General features: G+C 70.8%; 13 protein-coding genes, 1 tRNA gene and 1 pseudogene. 7 read left to right on the forward strand and 8 right to left on the reverse strand.

Translation table 11 applies throughout. The features are described 5' to 3' along the window. Nucleotides 1–227 precede the first annotated feature (227 nt). Entirely contained in the window at nt 228–1,889 is a 1,662-nt protein-coding gene (locus ACFYPN_RS25935) for a DHA2 family efflux MFS transporter permease subunit (RefSeq protein WP_389301391.1), read from the forward strand. Here the strand turns inward: ACFYPN_RS25935 and ACFYPN_RS25940 are convergent. The 3 genes from ACFYPN_RS25940 to ACFYPN_RS25950 form a co-directional block, all read right to left on the reverse strand. Then, nucleotides 1,883–2,530 (reverse strand): response regulator transcription factor, encoded by a 648-nt coding sequence (locus ACFYPN_RS25940; RefSeq protein ID WP_358759509.1) that lies wholly within the window; start codon nt 2,528–2,530, stop codon nt 1,883–1,885. The two genes, ACFYPN_RS25935 and ACFYPN_RS25940, sit on opposite strands and share 7 nt — an antisense overlap. After that, on the reverse strand, nt 2,527–3,606 hold the full coding sequence (locus ACFYPN_RS25945) for an ATP-binding protein (protein WP_358759511.1): 1,080 nt from the start codon (nt 3,604–3,606) through the stop codon (nt 2,527–2,529). Before ACFYPN_RS25945 ends, ACFYPN_RS25940 begins: the two co-directional genes overlap by 4 nt. 128 nt (nt 3,607–3,734) lie before the next feature. Next, the gene (locus tag ACFYPN_RS25950; RefSeq protein ID WP_358759513.1) at nt 3,735–4,709 is read right to left on the reverse strand and encodes a UbiA family prenyltransferase; all 975 of its coding nucleotides are present in this window, start codon (nt 4,707–4,709) and stop codon (nt 3,735–3,737) included. A 160-nt stretch (nt 4,710–4,869) separates the two neighbouring features. On the opposite strand from ACFYPN_RS25950, the gene ACFYPN_RS25955 reads away from it, so the two are divergent. The 3 genes and pseudogenes from ACFYPN_RS25955 to ACFYPN_RS25965 form a co-directional block, all read left to right on the forward strand. Continuing rightward, entirely contained in the window at nt 4,870–6,747 is a 1,878-nt protein-coding gene (locus ACFYPN_RS25955) for a BTAD domain-containing putative transcriptional regulator (RefSeq protein WP_358759514.1), read from the forward strand. Nucleotides 6,748–7,943: 1,196 nt separating this feature from the next. Next, the gene (locus ACFYPN_RS25960; protein WP_389301562.1) at nt 7,944–8,300 is read left to right on the forward strand and encodes a hypothetical protein; all 357 of its coding nucleotides are present in this window, start codon (nt 7,944–7,946) and stop codon (nt 8,298–8,300) included. After that, nucleotides 8,237–8,564 (forward strand): annotated as a pseudogene (locus ACFYPN_RS25965) (hypothetical protein); the annotation flags it as partial. The gene ACFYPN_RS25960 and the pseudogene ACFYPN_RS25965, both read left to right, overlap by 64 nt. 16 nt (nt 8,565–8,580) lie before the next feature. Here ACFYPN_RS25965 and ACFYPN_RS25970 read toward each other — a convergent pair. Continuing rightward, nucleotides 8,581–8,655 (reverse strand) — tRNA-Thr (locus ACFYPN_RS25970). 190 nt (nt 8,656–8,845) lie between these two features. Between ACFYPN_RS25970 and ACFYPN_RS25975 the strand changes: the two genes are divergently transcribed. From ACFYPN_RS25975 to ACFYPN_RS25985, 3 genes are all read left to right on the forward strand, one after another. Beyond that, a complete protein-coding gene (locus tag ACFYPN_RS25975; RefSeq protein ID WP_358759325.1) occupies nt 8,846–9,982 on the forward strand; it encodes a sn-glycerol-3-phosphate ABC transporter ATP-binding protein UgpC in 1,137 nt (378 codons plus the stop codon). A gap of 358 nt (nt 9,983–10,340) precedes the next feature. Continuing rightward, complete coding sequence (locus tag ACFYPN_RS25980) at nt 10,341–10,754, forward strand: hypothetical protein (RefSeq protein ID WP_358759323.1); 414 nt, start codon at nt 10,341–10,343, stop codon at nt 10,752–10,754. 88 nt (nt 10,755–10,842) lie between these two features. Then, the gene (locus tag ACFYPN_RS25985; protein WP_358759335.1) at nt 10,843–11,559 is read left to right on the forward strand and encodes a nucleotidyltransferase family protein; all 717 of its coding nucleotides are present in this window, start codon (nt 10,843–10,845) and stop codon (nt 11,557–11,559) included. Nucleotides 11,560–11,817: 258 nt separating this feature from the next. On the opposite strand, the gene ACFYPN_RS25990 is transcribed toward ACFYPN_RS25985, so the two are convergent. From ACFYPN_RS25990 to ACFYPN_RS26005, 4 genes are all read right to left on the reverse strand, one after another. Next, on the reverse strand, nt 11,818–13,473 hold the full coding sequence (locus ACFYPN_RS25990) for a DoxX family membrane protein (protein WP_358759321.1): 1,656 nt from the start codon (nt 13,471–13,473) through the stop codon (nt 11,818–11,820). Nucleotides 13,474–13,794: 321 nt separating this feature from the next. Continuing rightward, nucleotides 13,795–14,751 (reverse strand): 23S rRNA (guanosine(2251)-2'-O)-methyltransferase RlmB, encoded by a 957-nt coding sequence (rlmB, locus tag ACFYPN_RS25995; RefSeq protein ID WP_358759319.1) that lies wholly within the window; start codon nt 14,749–14,751, stop codon nt 13,795–13,797. Nucleotides 14,752–14,881: 130 nt separating this feature from the next. Further along, complete coding sequence (gene cysS / locus ACFYPN_RS26000) at nt 14,882–16,282, reverse strand: cysteine--tRNA ligase (protein ID WP_358759317.1); 1,401 nt, start codon at nt 16,280–16,282, stop codon at nt 14,882–14,884. Between the two features lie 216 nt (nt 16,283–16,498). Further along, the gene (locus ACFYPN_RS26005) at nt 16,499–16,903 is read right to left on the reverse strand and encodes a PPOX class F420-dependent oxidoreductase (protein WP_358759315.1); all 405 of its coding nucleotides are present in this window, start codon (nt 16,901–16,903) and stop codon (nt 16,499–16,501) included. Nucleotides 16,904–17,061 lie beyond the last annotated feature (158 nt).

Consider the following 17,061-nt stretch of genomic DNA (forward strand, 5'->3'; position numbering starts at 1 on the left):
CTGCCTCGGCGGACGACCCGGTCCTGGCGGACGAGCCGGTCCCGGCAGACGAAGCCTGCCTCGGCACGGCGCGCTGATCCTCGGCGTGGCCGCCCTCCCCGACCTGATACACCGCCTGCCGGGTCGCCAGGAGCGCTCCGCTCACGGCGCCCCCACCCGATCACGAAAGCCCCGTCCCCGACCGGACCCGAGGTCCGGTCCACCACCCACCCGAAGGACGACTCCGTATGTCCCTGGACCAGAGAACCGAGCCCCCGGCGCCCGCGGCGGACCCGACCCCCGTGGCGGAGCCCGCCCCCGTGGCGGACCCGACACCCCCGGCGGACCCTTCCCCCGCGACGAACGCCATTCCGGCGGAGCCGACTCCTGAGACCGACGCGGCTCTTGAGGCCGACGCCGCTCCCGAGGCCGACGCGGCTTCCGGGGCCGACGCGGCTTCCGCTACGGACCGAGGCCCGGCGGCGGGCCGTGACCCCGCGGCCGCGGCGGCCACCCGCACCGCGATCTTCACCATCGCCGTGGCCGTGGGCGGAGCCTTCGTCGCCCAGCTCGACACCACCATCGTCAACGTCTCGCTGGCCGATACCTCCGCCCGCTTCGGCGCCATCACCCAGGTCCAATGGGTCGTCACCGCCTACCTGCTGGCCCTGGTCGCCCTGATGCCGGCCGCGGGCTGGCTGGCCTCCCGTTTCGGCACCCGCCGCACCTTCATCGCCTCCGTCGCCGTGTTCGCGATCGGCTCGGCCGCCTGCGCCTTCAGCACGACACTCCCCGAACTGATCGCCGCGCGCGCCCTGTCCGGCGCCGCCGCCGGCGTACTCGTCCCGGTCGCCACCATCCTGCTCACCAGCGGCATGCCGCGTGAACGCCTCGGCCAGGTGCAGGCGCTGAACGGCAGCGTCATGCTGATCAGCCCGCTGCTCGGCCCCACCGTCGGCGGCCTCCTGGTCAACGCCTGGGACTGGTGGGCGGTCTATGCGGTCAACCTCCCGCTGTGCGCGGTGCTGTTGGTGGTGGCGCTGCGCCGCGTCCGCAAGGACGCCCCGGCCGTCCCGGGCGGTGGCCGCCCGCTCGACGTGCTGGGGCTGCTGACCGCCTCCGCCTGCACGGTCGGTGTCGTCCTCGCCGTGCACGCCTTCTCCGAGACGGGCCTGTCCGCCAGCCCCGCCTTCCTGGTCCCGCTGGTGGTGGGCCTGGCGAGCGGCGCCGTCTTCGTACGTCACCAACTGCGCGCCGCAGCACCGCTGCTGGACCTTCGCCTGTTCGCGCACCGCGTCTACCGCACGGCCGCGATCAACATCTTCTGCCTCGGCTTCGTCCTCTTCTCCCCCATGATGCTGATCCCGCTGTACTTCGAGTCGGCTCGCGGCGAGAGCGCCGTCACCACGGGTCTGCTGATGTCTGCGGGTGGTACCGGAGTCGTCGTCGCGGGCCTCGCCTGCCGCCCGATCATGAAGAAGATCGGCGGCGGTACCACCGTCGTGATCGGGATCGTCCTCACCATGCTGGCGACCGTGCCGCTGACCGCCCTGTCGTCCAGCACGTCGTACGTACTGCTGTGCGCGGCGCTCGCGGTCCGGGGCCTGGGCACGGGCCTGACCATCGTGCCGGCCATGACCCGCGCCTTCGAGTCGGTCGAGCCGCGCTCCATCCCGGACGCCTCCACGCAGCTCAACCTGGTCCAGCGGATCGGCGGCACCTTCGCCCTCGCCGTGGTCACGGTCGTCCTGGACCGGGCCGCGCGGTCCCATCACGGGCTCGTACCGGCCGCGTTCGCCGATTCCTTCGGCTTGCTGCTCGCCGTGTACGCGCTCACCCTCGCCCCGGCCGTCGCGCTGCTGATCGCCGATCGCCGGGAGAAGGCGGCACGGGTCGCCGCGGCTCAGTAACCGCGCAGCGGCTGGACCCGGTTGACCGCGTCCAGCCGGGAGGTGGCGCCGAGCTTGTCGAAGATGTTGCGCAGATGGCGCTTGACCGTGCCCTCCGTGATTCCCAGGCGGGTGCCGATCTGCCGGTTGCTCAGTCCCTGCGCGACCAGCTCCATCAGCTCCCGCTCGCGAAGGGTGAGCGTGTCGGCGGGCGCCGGCTCCCGCTCGGGCCCCGAGCCGCTCGGCTTGCGCGGCAGGAACATCGTCCTGCCGCCCGCCATCGCGCTGCGGATCGCGGCGACCAGGACATCCCGGTCGGCCTCCTTGTGGAGGTAGCCCACGGCTCCCGCGGACAACAGCGAGTCGATGAGCTGGCGGTTGTCGTGCATCGTCAGCATGATGATCCGCGCCTCGGGCGCCGCCTGGCGGATCCCCCGCAGGTTGGCGAGCGGGCCGGGCCCCGGCATCTCCACGTCGAGCAGCACGAGGTCCGGCCGGTGCAGGCCCGCCATCCGTACGCCGCTCGGCCCGTCGTCGGCCTGCGCGACCACCGTCAACCCCTCGTACATTTCCAGGAGTTCGCACAGTGCCTCGCGCAGCAGCCGGTGGTCGTCCACGGCCAGCACCCGGATGTCGCCGGAGGTGTCCGCTGCCGCGCTCATCGGCCGCCCGCCCCGGTGCCGTCCAGCGGGATGCGGAGCTGGACGCGCGTCCCCTGACCGGGCTGGCTGATCAGCTCCAGCGTCCCCCCGAGGGCGGCCACCCGCTGCCGCATGGCGGTCAGGCCGGTGCCGTCACCGTCGCGCGGGTCCGGCAGCCCGACCCCGTCGTCGGTGACGGTGGCGTGCGCGGCGTCGGGGAAGACGCTGACGAGGACGTCGATGTGGTTGGCCCTGGCGTGTGCGAAGGCATTGCGCAGGGCTTCACGCACCACGAGGAACAGTTCCTGGCGAGTCTGTTCGGGCAGCCAGGACTCGTCGCCGTCGATACGGGAGTCGACTTCGGCCGGCCGGTCGGAGGCGGCGGCGCTGTAGGCGTCGATCTCCTCCTTCAGGCCGTCGTGCAGTTCGTTGACGCGCAGTCCGCTGACCATCGTGCGGGTGAAGCTGAACACGTCGCGCAGCGCCTGCCGGGCGTCCTGGAGCCGGTCGCGGGTGGAGGTGACCCCCTTCGCCTGCTCCATGGTGTACAGGTCGAGGCAGCGCAGCGCCAGGCTGATGCTGCTGCCGATGTGGTCGTGCAGATCGCGGGCGAGCTGGTGGCGGCGGGCGGTGCTGGCCTGACCGACGTTGTGCAGGGTCGTCGACTCGTAGCCGATGGCGGCGGCGCTGACCCGCGCGAAGATGCCCTTGTGCAGCATGCGTACGGCGGTCAGGAACCGGGAGAGCGCGACCTCGGCGGGGAGTTGGGTGGCGGCCTCGGTCATCGTCTCGACCGCCACGTCGAACAGGACGCGGGCCGCGTGCACCGAGTCGATCGGCGAGACCTTCTCGAAGGAGCGCTGCACACCGAGCGCCATCGAGGTCAGTTCGGCCTCCGCCGCCACCGGTACGGGCGTGCCGTGCAGGGTGGCGATGCACTCGTCGAGGATCTGCCGGGCCTGTCTCTCGCAGGAGACCCACAGTTCCGGACGCAGGACCAGCGGATTGGCGGCCTCTCGCAGGCCGTCGGCATAGCGGACCACGGACGAGTCGATCAGACAGGACCGGTCGGCCGCCGGATCGGCGGAAAGTTCCATGGTGCGCCCCCTCGATATGAGGAGTCGTCAGGGCCAGGACGGCACGACTCCCCACAATCCCCCGTCCGGCGCGATCATAGTATGGGGCCCGCGATCAGAAGGCGAGTTCCCCAAGGGGTGCGAGAAGCTCAGGCCAAGACGAGCGCGACCAGCGCGGACAGATGGACGGCGTACTGGGTGGCCATCCAACTCCTGTACGGAGCACGCACGTTGGATTTCTCCGTACGGTCGTCCTTCATCCGGGGCGGCAGGCAGCGTCCTGCCACGCACAGGGCGCCCACGGCGAACGCGGCGGCGGCCGCGTCGAGCGGCAGCTCGCGCACCCACAGGGCTCCGGCCGCGAGGGCCAGGGTCAGCGCCCCGCCGGAGGCGGCGCAGAAGCGCCGGGCGCTGCGATCGCCGCGGATGACGGCCAGGGTGCGCCGGCCCGCGAGTGCGTCTCCCCGGGTGCTGCCCAGGTCCTTGGCGACGGCCGCGATCAGCCCCACGCCGAGCGAGAGCACCAGGGCGAAGATGGCTGCCTCGGCTGTGAGTTCGCTGCCGGAGGACGCCACCCCGGCGAGATAGGTGGTGCCCGCGGCGGCGCAGGTGACCGCGGAGGCCGACCAGGAACGGCACTTGGCGGCGATCGACGGCGCGGAGTAGGCGTATCCCAGGGCGAGGAAGACGGCGGTGGCCTCGGCCACCCTCCACCCCGCCGCGCAACTGAGCAGCAGCCCGGCCAGCGCGGTCACCACCACGGCCCGCCGGGCCGCCACTTCGGTCAACCGGCCGCTGGCCAAGGGTCTTTGGGACCGGTTGGCCCGGTCCTCGCGCAGGTCGCTCACCCCGTTGAAGACGTAGACGCTCACCGTCGCCGCCCACCAGGCGGCCGCGCCGATCAGCAGGTGCGGGGCGTCCGGCCGGTGGTGCGCGGCAGACGCCGTCAGCAGCGCACCCGTGACGAACCGCAGGACGAACATCACCTGCACCAGCGGGCGCGCCTCCCGCAGGCACAGCCGCACGGTGCGGGCCGTCGAGAGGAGGAAGGGCCACGGGGCGTCGAACTCGGTGAAGGCGGAGGGGGACGAGGGAGAGAGGCGAGGCGTAAGGGCCTGTGTCATGTGGGGAACGTAAAGCGGGAATTCCCGGTTCCGTCGTGTGTCTTTTGAGGTACGCCATGTGTCTTGGGGAGTACTCGCGTTGAATACGAGGAGCCCGCGCGCCTAGCGTCATCAGTGTCGCAATCACGCTGCACGATGCGGAACGTCGGGGGTGCGGGAAATGGATTTCCTGGTTCTGGGACCGGTGGAAGTGCGTGAGTCGGGGGTGCCGGTCCGGCTCCGCGGGATGCGCCGCCGCCGGCTTCTGGCTCTTCTGCTGCTGAACGCGCGTTACGCGGTCTCCATGGACGCCCTGGTGGACGAGCTGTGGCAGGACCCGCCCGCTTCCGCCCGCCACCAGGTGCACAACGCGATCCGCGATCTGCGCGCCGCGCTGGCCGGCTCCGAAGGTGCCGGACTCATCACGGTGGACGTCGGCTACCGCCTGGACGTGCCCGCAGACGCGGTGGACGCGCACCTCTTCACCGACTGGGTCCGTGCCGCCCGCGCCGCCCGGCGGGAGGGCCGCGACGCCGAGGCGATGCGGCTGCTGCAGGCGGCGGTCGACCTGTGGCGCGGCGACGCCTTCGCCGGCATCGACTGCCCGGCGGTGACCGCATTCGCGGCCGGACTCGACGAACAACGGCTCACCGCAGTCGAGGAGTTGATGGAGCTACGCCTCGCGGCCGGTGAGACCGGCTCCCTGGTCGCCGAACTGTTCGCGCTGGCCGCCAGGCACCCGCTGCGCGATGCCCTGCGTGGCAGCCTGATGCTCGCGCTGTACCGGAGCGGCCGACAGGCCGACGCGCTCGCCGTCTACGACGAGGGCCGCCGACTGCTCGCCGACGAACTGGGCCTGGAACCCGGTCCACGGCTGCGCCGCCTGCAGGCCGAGATCCTCGCGGACGCCCCGCGGTTGCAGCTCCAGGCGCCCGCGCCCAGCCGGCCCGCCCCCGCCCACCCCGCAACCGTCCGCCCTGCCACCACCCACCCCGCAACCGTCCGCCCCGCCGCCATCCGCCCCGCCGCCGTCCGCTCCGGCCAGGACAACTACCTGCCGCGTGACCTGCCCGACTTCACCGGCCGTGCCACCGAGCTGACACTGCTCGCTGCGGCCGTCGACGGCCAGAGCGCCGGTTCTCCCCGCACGGTCGTAATCGACGGCATGGGTGGCATCGGCAAGACGGCACTCGCCGTCCACTTCGCGCACCGCCGCACCACGGGCCACCCGGACGGCCAGTTCTACGTCGACCTGCACGGCTTCAGTCCGGCGCGCACACCGCTCACCCCCGAGGAGGCGCTGGGCGTGCTGCTGCGCTCCGGCGGCGCCGCGGCCGATGCCCTCCCGGCCGGCCTTGCCGAGCGCAGCGCCATGTGGCGCTCCCGTCTCGCGGGCCGCCGCGCCCTGCTCGTCCTCGACAACGCGGCCGACGCGGCCCAGGTGGACCCACTACTGCCCGGCACGGGCGCCACGCTCGCCCTGATCACCACCCGCCGCAAGCTGACCGCGACGGACGGCGCCCTCTCGCTGCCCCTGGGCACGCTGGCCCCGGCGGAGGCGGAGACCCTGTTCCGCCGCATCGCGGGCGACTCCTGCGCCGGCTCGTCCCTCGATCGGACGGTCGCTCTGTGCGGGCACCACCCGCTGGCCCTGCGCATCGCGGCGACCCGCCTGCGCGACCGCCCTTCGTGGACCGTGCCGGACGTGATGGCCCGCCTGCGCACGAGCGCGGGCCGTACCGCGTTCCTGCGCACGGCAGACCGCGACCTGATGTCCGTCCTGGCCCTCTCCTACGGTCAACTGTCCTACGACGCACAAGAATTCATGCGGACGCTCGCACTGCACCCGGCCGCCGTCCACGACATTCCGCAGGCTTGCGCCGCCACCGGTCTCGCCCCCTCGGCCGTGGAGTGTCTCTTCGACACCCTTCTCGACCACAACCTGGCCGACGAACCGAGCCCCGCCCACCTCGCGATCCCACCGCTCCTGAGGGACTGCGCCCACACCTTCACCCTCCCGGCCCACGACGCCGCCCCCCGACTGACGGCAGTGGCCTGAGCGGGGCGGGTGTTGTCCTGCCGGGCACGGCAAGAGACCGGGCGGGCACCGAACGGCACAGGACGTCGGTGGAAAACCAGCGGCAGTCGCCAGAAGCGCTGAGTAGGCTCTGCGAGCCCTGGGTCGAATTTCGAAAGTCCCGCCTGTCCGCCCTCCGGGCGGACGGCGCCACTTTCGAAACACGCCCCACCTTGATCTTCAACCAGTGCGGCGTGGTCGTGGACTCGTTGATCTCTTGGTTCGTCGTTTCGTGGCACCTGGTCTGTCCACGGAGTGCAGCGGCGCGGAGGGGTCCGAAGAGTCTCGTTGAGACTACGGATGAGACTAAGCCTTGATCCACGATTCGATGCCTGTGTATAACTCTTCTCGAAACGAGGAAGTGCCTTGTGACCTGCAATGGTGGGAGTTCTTGAGGCTTCCAGCACGCACGATCAGCAAGACACTTTCAGATCCCAGTAAAGGTCGCGCGCAAGCCTGTAACTACCCGATCGGATGCCGTTGGAAACCGGATGCGCTTGCGGAGAGAATCAGGTACGTCGCCACCTGCATTCTCTTGGGCGCCTAGTGGATGTGCGGCGCAAGGACTGGCCACAAATACTTGAAGGTGTGCCGGAGCAATATCCACAGCTACTGCCCTCCCTCGTAGTTGCCTACCTCGATCCTCCATATATCGAGAAGTCTTCACTTCTATATCAAACGAACGTCGTTCAATCCTCATGGTGGATCGGAGGAAACGGGCGCGCTTCGGACTCCCGACCCAGCATTGACACACTCCACCTGGACCTAGCCGAATATCTGCGAACAAAAGCGCAGTTCCGATGCCTACTGAGCTACGATAATTATCCCATGCTTATGCAAAACAAGTGACTCTATGGGCAATCCAGAATGACGCCTTCAGATATCGAACGCGAGACTCCAGGGGAGTTGCGCTTGCCATAGACCGCCAAGGACGGCTGCATCGACCTCGCGCCCTCGCGCCCTTGTCTCCATCCCCCGTTCGCGGCGCGGCCGAGCACGCTGATCGCCCCCGGCGCTGTGCCCCCGCCGGGTAACACTCACCGTCGCGGCCGATTGGGGTGCGGCGCGGGCGCGGTCGTCGGCTGGGCCACGGACGGCTGCCGGCCCACTCCTCGTGCGGTACTGCTCCGGAGCCAGGCGGCTTCGGCTCGGCAGTGGGGCACAGGGTTGCGGCCGGTGTGCTGGATGCGAGTGAGGAGGACGCGGGCGGGTTGGCGGGCCGTGGTGAGCTCGTGGTGGGCTGCTGCTTCCGGCAGAAGCTGGTGCGGTTGGTGGCCGCGTGCTTCGGCGTCGGAGAGGAGTGCGGCGAGGGCCGCGAGGGCTGGCCAGCCGGTGTCGGCGAGGATGCGGTCCGCCTCGGCGGGGAGGGCTGCCAGAACGTCGCGGACGAGTGTGCGGCGAGCGGCCTCGCCTGGCCGGCGGGCGGTGAGTTAGGTGAGTACGAGTGCGAGGGCCTGGTCGGCCGCCGGCCGATGCCGGGATCGACGACCGCCGTCTGTACGACGGAAGCCGTCCCACCGCCGGGACCACCATGAATGAACTTGGCGTGGACATGCACCCCATCATGGAGATTCTCCGCCACACCCAGATCAGCCAGACCCGGCGCTACGGTGAAGCGGCGGTCGCACCTGCCGAAGGACGCGATGCGGCGCATGGGCGAGTTCTTCGTACCGCCGCCCGCAGCCGCCCCCGAGGCCACTATGGAGACGGGAACCGGGACCACGGACATCCGCGCAGCCGCGCCCCGCACCGCCGCCACCTCCGCTGAACGACAAAACCCCAGCTCAGAGCGGATCTGAGCTGGGGTTCACACCGAGCCCCCTGTCGGATTCGAACCGACGACCTACGCATTACAAGTGCGTTGCTCTGGCCGGACTGAGCTAAGGAGGCGAGTGCGGGCGCGTGCCCGTGCAGTGTAACCAATGCGGCGTGTGTCCAGGACATGAAATTCACATGGCCTGGACTACAGACAGATCGGAAAACGCCAGGTAGCGTCACGTCGGGTTCACCCGAGTGGACCCTTCCACTCCCTTACTCGGATCGTCCGGCACGTTCCTGCCGGTGAAGGAGAAGCATCAGCATGGCCAGTGTCACGTTCGACAAGGCGTCCCGCGTCTACCCCGGCTCCACGAAGCCCGCGGTGGACCAGCTCGAAATCGACATCGCGGACGGCGAGTTCCTCGTCCTCGTCGGCCCCTCCGGTTGTGGCAAGTCGACCTCCCTGCGCATGCTCGCGGGTCTCGAGGACGTCAACGGTGGTGCGATCCGCATCGGTGACCGCGACGTCACGCACCTGCCGCCGAAGGACCGGGACATCGCGATGGTGTTCCAGAACTACGCGCTGTACCCGCACATGACCGTCGCGGACAACATGGGCTTCGCGCTCAAGATCGCCGGCGTGAACAAGACCGACATCCGGGCGAAGGTCGAAGAGGCCGCCAAGATGCTGGACCTCACCGACTACCTGGACCGCAAGCCGAAGGCGCTCTCCGGTGGTCAGCGTCAGCGTGTCGCGATGGGCCGTGCCATCGTGCGTGAGCCCCAGGTCTTCCTCATGGACGAGCCGCTGTCGAACCTCGACGCCAAGCTCCGTGTCTCCACCCGTACGCAGATCGCCTCGCTGCAGCGCCGCCTCGGCATCACGACCGTGTACGTCACCCACGACCAGGTCGAGGCCCTCACCATGGGCGACCGTGTCGCGGTCCTCAAGGACGGTCTGCTCCAGCAGGTCGACTCGCCGCGCAACATGTACGACCGCCCGGCCAACCTCTTCGTCGCCGGCTTCATCGGCTCCCCCGCGATGAACCTGATCGAGGTCCCGATCACCGACGGTGGCGTGAAGTTCGGCAACAGCGTCGTCCCGGTCTCCCGCGAGGCGCTCACCGCCGCCGCGAACCGCGGTGACACCACCGTCACGGTCGGCATCCGCCCGGAGCACTTCGACATCGTCGAGCACGGTGGCGCCGCCGCGACCGGCCTCTCCAAGGCCTCCGCCGACGCCCCGGCCGGCCTCGCCGTCTCGGTCAACGTCGTCGAGGAGCTCGGAGCCGACGGCTTCGTCTACGGCGGTGCCGAGGTCGGCGGCCAGCACAAGGACCTCGTGGTCCGCGTCGGTGGCCGCGCCGTCCCGGAGAAGGGCACCAAGCTGCACGTCGTCCCGCGCCCGGACGAGCTGCACGTCTTCGCGACCTCGACGGGCGAGCGCCTCACCGCCTGACCGGTTCGCCGCACCTGCACCACCGCACCTGCACCACCGCACCCGTACCACCGCGCCGGCTTGACCGCGTGGGCGCCTGACCGCCCGAGCGGCAGTTGAACGCACCGACGGTCCCGTCCCCTTATGAGGAGGCGGGGCCGTCGTCGTACCCGCCGCGAGCACTCACCCGCCGTACCCGTGCCGCCGATGGGTTTGAAGCGCAGAAGCATGGACGAACCCTGACGGCGGCCGAATATCGGCCTCATTCGGGGCAATTCACCCCTCCCCGTCAACCTCGGATTCGAAAAATGCGCTCGAACTCTCCCCCGTGAGAGTGACGGAAGGTCGCCGTTCCGTCACGGAACGCTACGCTCGCTGCGTGACCCATTCCGCGCGCCGAATCGGCCGAACCCTCGCTTTCGTCCTGCCCGTCGTCATGGTCCTCTCCGGGACGCTCGCGGTCACCCGCGTGCCGTGGTCGGCGCCCAACACGGACACCCAGCTGCTGACCACGGCCTCGGCGACCGTGTCGCAGAAGGCCAAGGCTCTCGCCCCGCAGGACATCCTGCGCGAGAAGCTGCTCGTCGAACTCAAGGAGCAGGACCCCGGCGTCGCTCTGACGGACCTTCAGCGGGCCGTGGAGCAGCGCCCCTCGCTCGCCCGGCACTGCATGTCGATCGCCAAGGCGCTCGGCAGGGCGGCCGTAGAGCAGTACGGCCCCACGCGTGCGCACCGCTTCTCGCGGCCGGTCTGCGACACGTCGTTCGCCTCGGGCGTCGCGCAGTTCAGCTGATCCCCGCAGACAGGCCCGCAGACAGGTCCGCAGACAGGCCCGCGATCAGGACCGTGACCGGCCGACACGGCATATCGTGCCTGGCATGCTGCATACGTATCCGACGCAGGCCGTCGTCCTGGCCGGTGGCCAGGGGTCGCGACTGCGCCCGTACACCGATGACCGTCCCAAGCCGATGGTCGAGATCCCGGGCACCGGGACCCCGATCATCGGCCATCAGCTTTCCTGGCTGGCCGCCGAGGGCGTCACCGACGTCGTGATCTCCTGCGGCCATCTCGCCGAGGTGCTCCAGGAGTGGCTGGATGCGGCCGTCCTCCCGCTCAATGTGATGACGGTCGTCGAGAACGAGCCCCTGGGGCGTGGCGGTGGGCTGAAGTACGCCGCCGCCCGGCTGCCCGATCCGGAGCAGCCTTGGTACGCCACGAACGGCGACATCTGGACCCGCTTCTCGCTGCGCGAGATGGCCGCGTTCCACGCGGAGCGCGATGCCACGGCCACGCTCGCCCTGGCCCGGCCGCGCATTCCGTGGGGTGCCGTGGAGACGGACGCGTTCGGGCACATCACCGACTTCATCGAGTCGCCGCCGTCCCCGTACCTGATCAATGCCGGTGTGTACGTGTTCTCCCCGGCCTTCAGGGAGCTGCTGCCCGACCGAGGCGACCATGAGCGGACCACCTTCCCCCGGCTGGCGCGGGAGCGCCTGCTCGCCGGGTATCCGCTGCCGCAGGGCGCGTACTGGCGGGCCATCGACACGGCGAAGGACCTGACCGAGGCCGCCAAGGAACTCGGCGCGCACTCCGGCTGACCCAGGCCCCTGACGTATCCCCGCCCAGCCGCACGCCTCGTACGGACGCGGACCCGCCGTACGCCTCGTACGGACGCGAACCCGCCGTACGCCTCGTACGGACGCGACCCCGTCGCACGCCTCGTACGGACGCGACCCCGTCGCACGCCTCGTACCGGCCCGCACGGAGAAGAGGTCCCACCGGCACACCCGGTGGGACCTCTTCTCCGGGTCGGCGTCGGCGCTCGTCCTACGGGCGGGCGCCCACCGCCGTGCCGCTCAGCCGAGGAGGCCGCCGAGCGGGTTCCGGCCGCCGCCGGAGGTCGAGTCGCCGGAACCGCTGTCGCCGCCGGAGGGGTCGGAGGTGTCGCCGCCGGTGGCGCCGCCCCCGTCGCCTCCGGTGCTCGTGGAACCGGAGGAGGACGGGCCGGAACTGGCGGACGGGGGCGCCTGCGGGGGCGTCTCCTGCCGCGGGGGCGGCTGGACGGTGCCCTGCGTCGCGCTGGGCTCGGCGCCCGTACCGGTGGAGGCATCTCCGGCGGTGGCCTCGCTGCGCGGGGGGGTGCGCCCGGCGGACGGGGCCGGGGGGACGACGGAACGGGACGGCACGGGGGTGTGCTCCTGGGCCGGCTTCTTCGGCGCCTCGGGCTTCTTGGTCTCCTCCGGGAGCGGCACGCCGGGCAGTTGGTTGGTCGGCTTCTCGTTCGGGCCGGGCACGGTGACGACCTGGGTGGAACGGACCGCGCCTCCCAGCACGGAGCCGACCAGCAACGTCAGACCGACGACCACGCTCGCCAGGACCGATCCACGCCGCAGGACCCGGCTGCGGAGTTCCCAGATCTCCGAACGCGGGCCGAGCCGGCGCCACGCCTCGCCGGCCAGGCGGGCGTCCACCGAGTAGACCGGGGCGCCCGCGATGACGAGCGGGCTCCAGGCCGCGAGGAAGAGGATGTCCGGGGCGTCGTAGACGGCGACGGTGTGCCAGCTGACGGTCACCAGCAGCGCGGCGGAGAGCACAGCGCCGAAGCCGGCGGCGACCCGCTGCCAGAGGCCGAGGACGGTGAGTACGCCGACGACGACCTGGAGGAACGCGACGGTGAGTCCGGCGCCGACCGGGTGCGTGAGGGCGGCGTCGCGCAACGGCTCGGCCGCCGCCCAGGGGTGGAGCGAGTTCAGCCACTTGACCATGGAGCCGCGTTCGCCGCCGTCGAAGAAGACGGGGTCGCAGAGCTTGCCCATGCCGGCGTAGATGGAGATGAAGCCGAGGCCCACGCGGAGCGGGAAGAGGACGACGCCGAGGTTCATGCGGCGGCCCGGGTAGTAGGCGTGCCGGACGGAGTCGCCGGTGGACCGCCGGTCACGGACCTCGGGGTCCTCGTCCGGGTCGTCGTCGTACCGGTCGTCCTTGAACCGGTCGTCGCCGAACTTCTCGTCGTACCGGTCGAAGCTGCCGTCGTATCCGCTGCTCGTGCCGCCGTACGCGGGACCGTTCCCGTCGTACGCGCCGGTCGCCTGCCGCATGGGCGGGAGGAGCGGACCGCCGCCCGTGCGCGGCGAGGTGGGCATCACCGGGTTGGGCTGCGTCTCGTCCAAGCGCGGGACGAGCTGGGTGGCACCGGACGGCGTGCGGCCGTCCGCGTGCCCGGTGGAGGAGTTGCGTACGGCCTGGAGCAGGCCCGACGCTCCCGGGTCGCCCGGCTCCGACCTCCCGCTCCAGACGACCGGGGCCCGCCTGCGCCCTCCGGCTCCGCTCATCGCCGGGACGCGTGCGGCGCCGACCGGAGCCGCACCCCGCAGCCGTGCGCGCTGGCCCGGGGGAAGCTGCACCCGGAAGCTGGCGTGGTTGACGATGACCTGCGCGGGGTCGCTGTCCACCTTGGTCATGCTCAGGGCGGGTTGATCGTCGAACCGAGGCGTTCTGGTGTCCACACTCATCTAACCGAGTGACGTGACGTTAGGACACTGCCTTGGCCTCGTCTAAGTGTCCGAGAACCGTCAACAGGTGGAGTGGAGTGCTTCGTTCCGGTTCGTGGGCCGCCCGGAACGCCCCCTGACCTCGGTGAACCCGCGGCGCGGCCGACAGTCCAGGGGCCCCCGGCGGCCCAGGGCCGTGGACGTACGAGAACGGCCCCGGGGCCACCCGCGTGAGCGGGCGTGGCCCCGGGGCCGTCTTCGTCATGCGTACCGGCCCGGACGCGTGGTACCGGGCCGGCGGTCCGCACCGGCCATTGACCGGCCGGACACTCCCTGCGGCGCTCACGCGCGGCGGCGGGCCACCTCGTAGAGCACGATGCCGGCCGCGACACCGGCGTTCAGCGACTCCGCGCCACCCGGCATCGAGATGCGGACGCGGTAGTCACAGGTCTCGCCCACGAGGCGGCCGAGGCCCTTGCCCTCGCTGCCGATCACGATGACGACCGGACCGGCCAGCTGCTCCAGGTCCTCCACGGTGTGCTCGCCGTCGGCGGCCAGGCCGACAACCGTCAAGCCCGCCTTCTGGTAGCCCTCCAGGGCGCGGGTCAGGTTGGTGACCCGGGAGACCGGGGTGCGCGCGGCCGTACCGGCCGACGACTTCCAGGCGCCCGCCGTCATGCCGGCCGCACGCCGCTCGGGGACGACCACGCCGTGGCCGCCGAACGCCGACACGGACCGGACGATCGCGCCGAGGTTGCGCGGGTCGGTGACCCCGTCGAGCGCGACGATCAGCGGGTCCTCGTTGTTGTCGTACGCGGCGGCCGTCAGGTCCTCCGGGTGCGCGTACTCGTACGGCGGGACCTGGAGGACGAGGCCCTGGTGGTTCAGGCCGTTCGTCATCCGGTCCAGCTCGGGGCGCGGCGCCTCCATGAGGTTGATGTTGCCGCGGTCGGCAGCGAGCTTGAGGGCGTCACGGACGCGCTCGTCGTTGTCGATGAACTGCTGGACGTAGAGCGTCACCGCGGGGACGCCGTCGCGCAGCGCCTCGAAGACCGGGTTGCGGCCGACGACCATCTCCGAGGTGCCCTTGACGCCGCCGCGCCGGGGGGCGGGGCGGCGGGCCGCGGCCTGCTTGGCGGCGGCGTTCGCGACACGGTTCTTCTTGTGTCCCTTACGGGCGGAGGCGGGCGGCGTCGGGCCCTTGCCTTCGAGGCCACGGCGTCGCTGCCCACCGCTGCCGACCTGCGCGCCCTTCTTGTTGGACGTGCGGCGGTTCCTGCGCTGGCTGTTCCCGGCCATGACCTACCTGTTTCGTTGCTTCAGAGATTGCTTCGTGAATTGCTTAAGAAATGCTTCTACAAGTGAAAGTGTGCCGCCCGGACGGCCGGGCGGCACATTCGCGCCGGTCGGGCGCGGTGGAGAGCGGTGCTCAGCGCGGTCCCAGCGTCCACCGGGGACCGTTCGCACTGTCCTCGATGACCAGTCCCGACTGGTTCAGCTGATCGCGGATCGCGTCCGCGGCGGCCCAGTCCTTGCGCTCACGGGCCCCCTGCCGCTGGTCCAGCACCAGCCGCACCAGCGTGTCGACGACCCCGTGCAGGTCCTCGCCCCGGTCGCTCTCGCCCGCCCAGTGCGGGTCGAGCGGGTCCAGGCCGAGGACGCCGAGCATGGCCCGGACCTCGGCGAGGCGGGCGATCGCCGCTTCCTTGTCGTCGGCGGCGAGCGCGGAGTTGCCTTGGCGCACGGTGGTGTGGACGATCGCGAGCGCCTGCGGGACACCCAGGTCGTCGTCCATCGCCTCGGCGAAGGCCGGCGGCACCTCGGAGGCGGGCTCGACCGACTCGCCCGTCTTCTCGGTGACCCGCTGCGCGAAGCCCTCGATCCGCGCGAACGCGGACTCCGCGTCGCGCAGGGACGCCTCGCTGTACTCGATCATCGAGCGGTAGTGCGCGCTGCCGAGGTAGTAGCGGAGCACGATCGGACGCCACGCCTTGACCATCTCGCTGACGAGCACGGAGTTGCCCAGCGACTTGGACATCTTCTCGCCGGCCATGGTCACCCAGCCGTTGTGCACCCAGTACTTCGCGAAGGTGTCACCGAACCCCTTGGACTGGGCGATCTCGTTCTCGTGGTGCGGGAAGATCAGGTCGATGCCGCCGCCGTGGATGTCGAAGGCGGTTCCGAGGTACTTGTGCGCCATCGCGGAGCACTCCAGGTGCCAGCCCGGCCGGCCGCGGCCCCACGGGGTCTCCCAGCTCGGCTCGCCCGGCTTCACGGACTTCCACATGGCGAAGTCCCGCTGGTCGCGCTTGCCGGTCTCGCCCTCGCCGGACGGCTGGCGCAGATCGTCCAGGTTCTGGTTGGAGAGCTCGAGGTAGCCGGGGAACGAGCGGACGTCGAAGTAGACGTTGCCGTCCGCCGCGTAGGCGTGGCCGCGCTCGATGAGACCGCGCATCATCTCGATCATCTCGGTGATGTGCCCGGTGGCGCGGGGCTCGTAGGTGGGCGGCAGGCAGCCCAGCGCGTCGTAACCGTCGTTGAACGCGCGCTCGTTCTCGTACCCGATCGACCACCAGGGGCGGCCCTGCTCCTCGGACTTCCGGATGATCTTGTCGTCGATGTCCGTGACGTTCCGGACGAACGTCACGTCGTAGCCGCGGTACGCGAACCAGCGGCGCATGATGTCGAAGTTCAGGCCGGAACGGATGTGCCCGATGTGCGGTGCGGCCTGGACGGTAGCGCCACAGAGGTAGATCGAGACGCAGCCCGCTGTGAGCGGGACGAAGTCACGGATCTGCCGGGCGCTGGTGTCGTACAGGCGAATAGTCACGGCTCCAGGGTAGTAGGCCCGCACCAGTGCCCCGCGACCTCTGAGGAGGCCCGGGGTAACTTTTCTGCTATACGACCCTCCGCGACGCGTCCTGGAGCCGCCGCGGTGGGGCACGGGGTGCAGGTGGGAAGCGTGGGACGGGTGAGGCGGCGCCTCCCCGCCCGCGCGGAAATCACTTTCCGGCGCGGGCGGTGGCGTCGCCGTCGACCGCCGGTCTCAGATGCTGCCGACCACCTTGTGCGGGGTGATCCGCACGACGACGCGCTCGGCGTCGTTCGCGGAGTCCGGGTTGAAGTCCGCGTACCCCTTGCCGGTGTACTTCCGGGACAGCTGGTCGATCAGCTCCTGGCCACCCTCGGTCGACAGGGTCGCCTCGCCACGGATCTCCGCGTACGAGTACGGCGCGTCGAACGGCTGGAGCAGCACGGTGACCCGGGGGTCGCGGCGCAGGTTCTTCTCCTTGCGCCGGCCGACCGTGGTGGAGATCAGCACGTCGTCGCCGTCCCGCGCCACCCACACGGGCGACACCTGGGGGCTGCCGTCCGGCTGGATGGTGGCGACGTTGACGAACACGGGGGTGTCCAGCAGGTTCTTGAGCTCATCGGAAAGTGCGGCGGTCATGACCTACGTCCTCCTGCGAATGACGGTGACAGCAGTGACGGCTGTGACGATGGGTGATCTCTCACCCCTACCCCGTAACCACGCAATCGCTCGATTCCTTCCCCGGACCCGCCCCGTCGGAGGAGTGGGGCGGGCCCGGGACGCGGCCCCCCGAGGGA

The sequence above is a fragment of the Streptomyces sp. NPDC005576 genome (assembly GCF_042871745.1).
GTDB lineage: Bacteria > Actinomycetota > Actinomycetes > Streptomycetales > Streptomycetaceae > Streptomyces.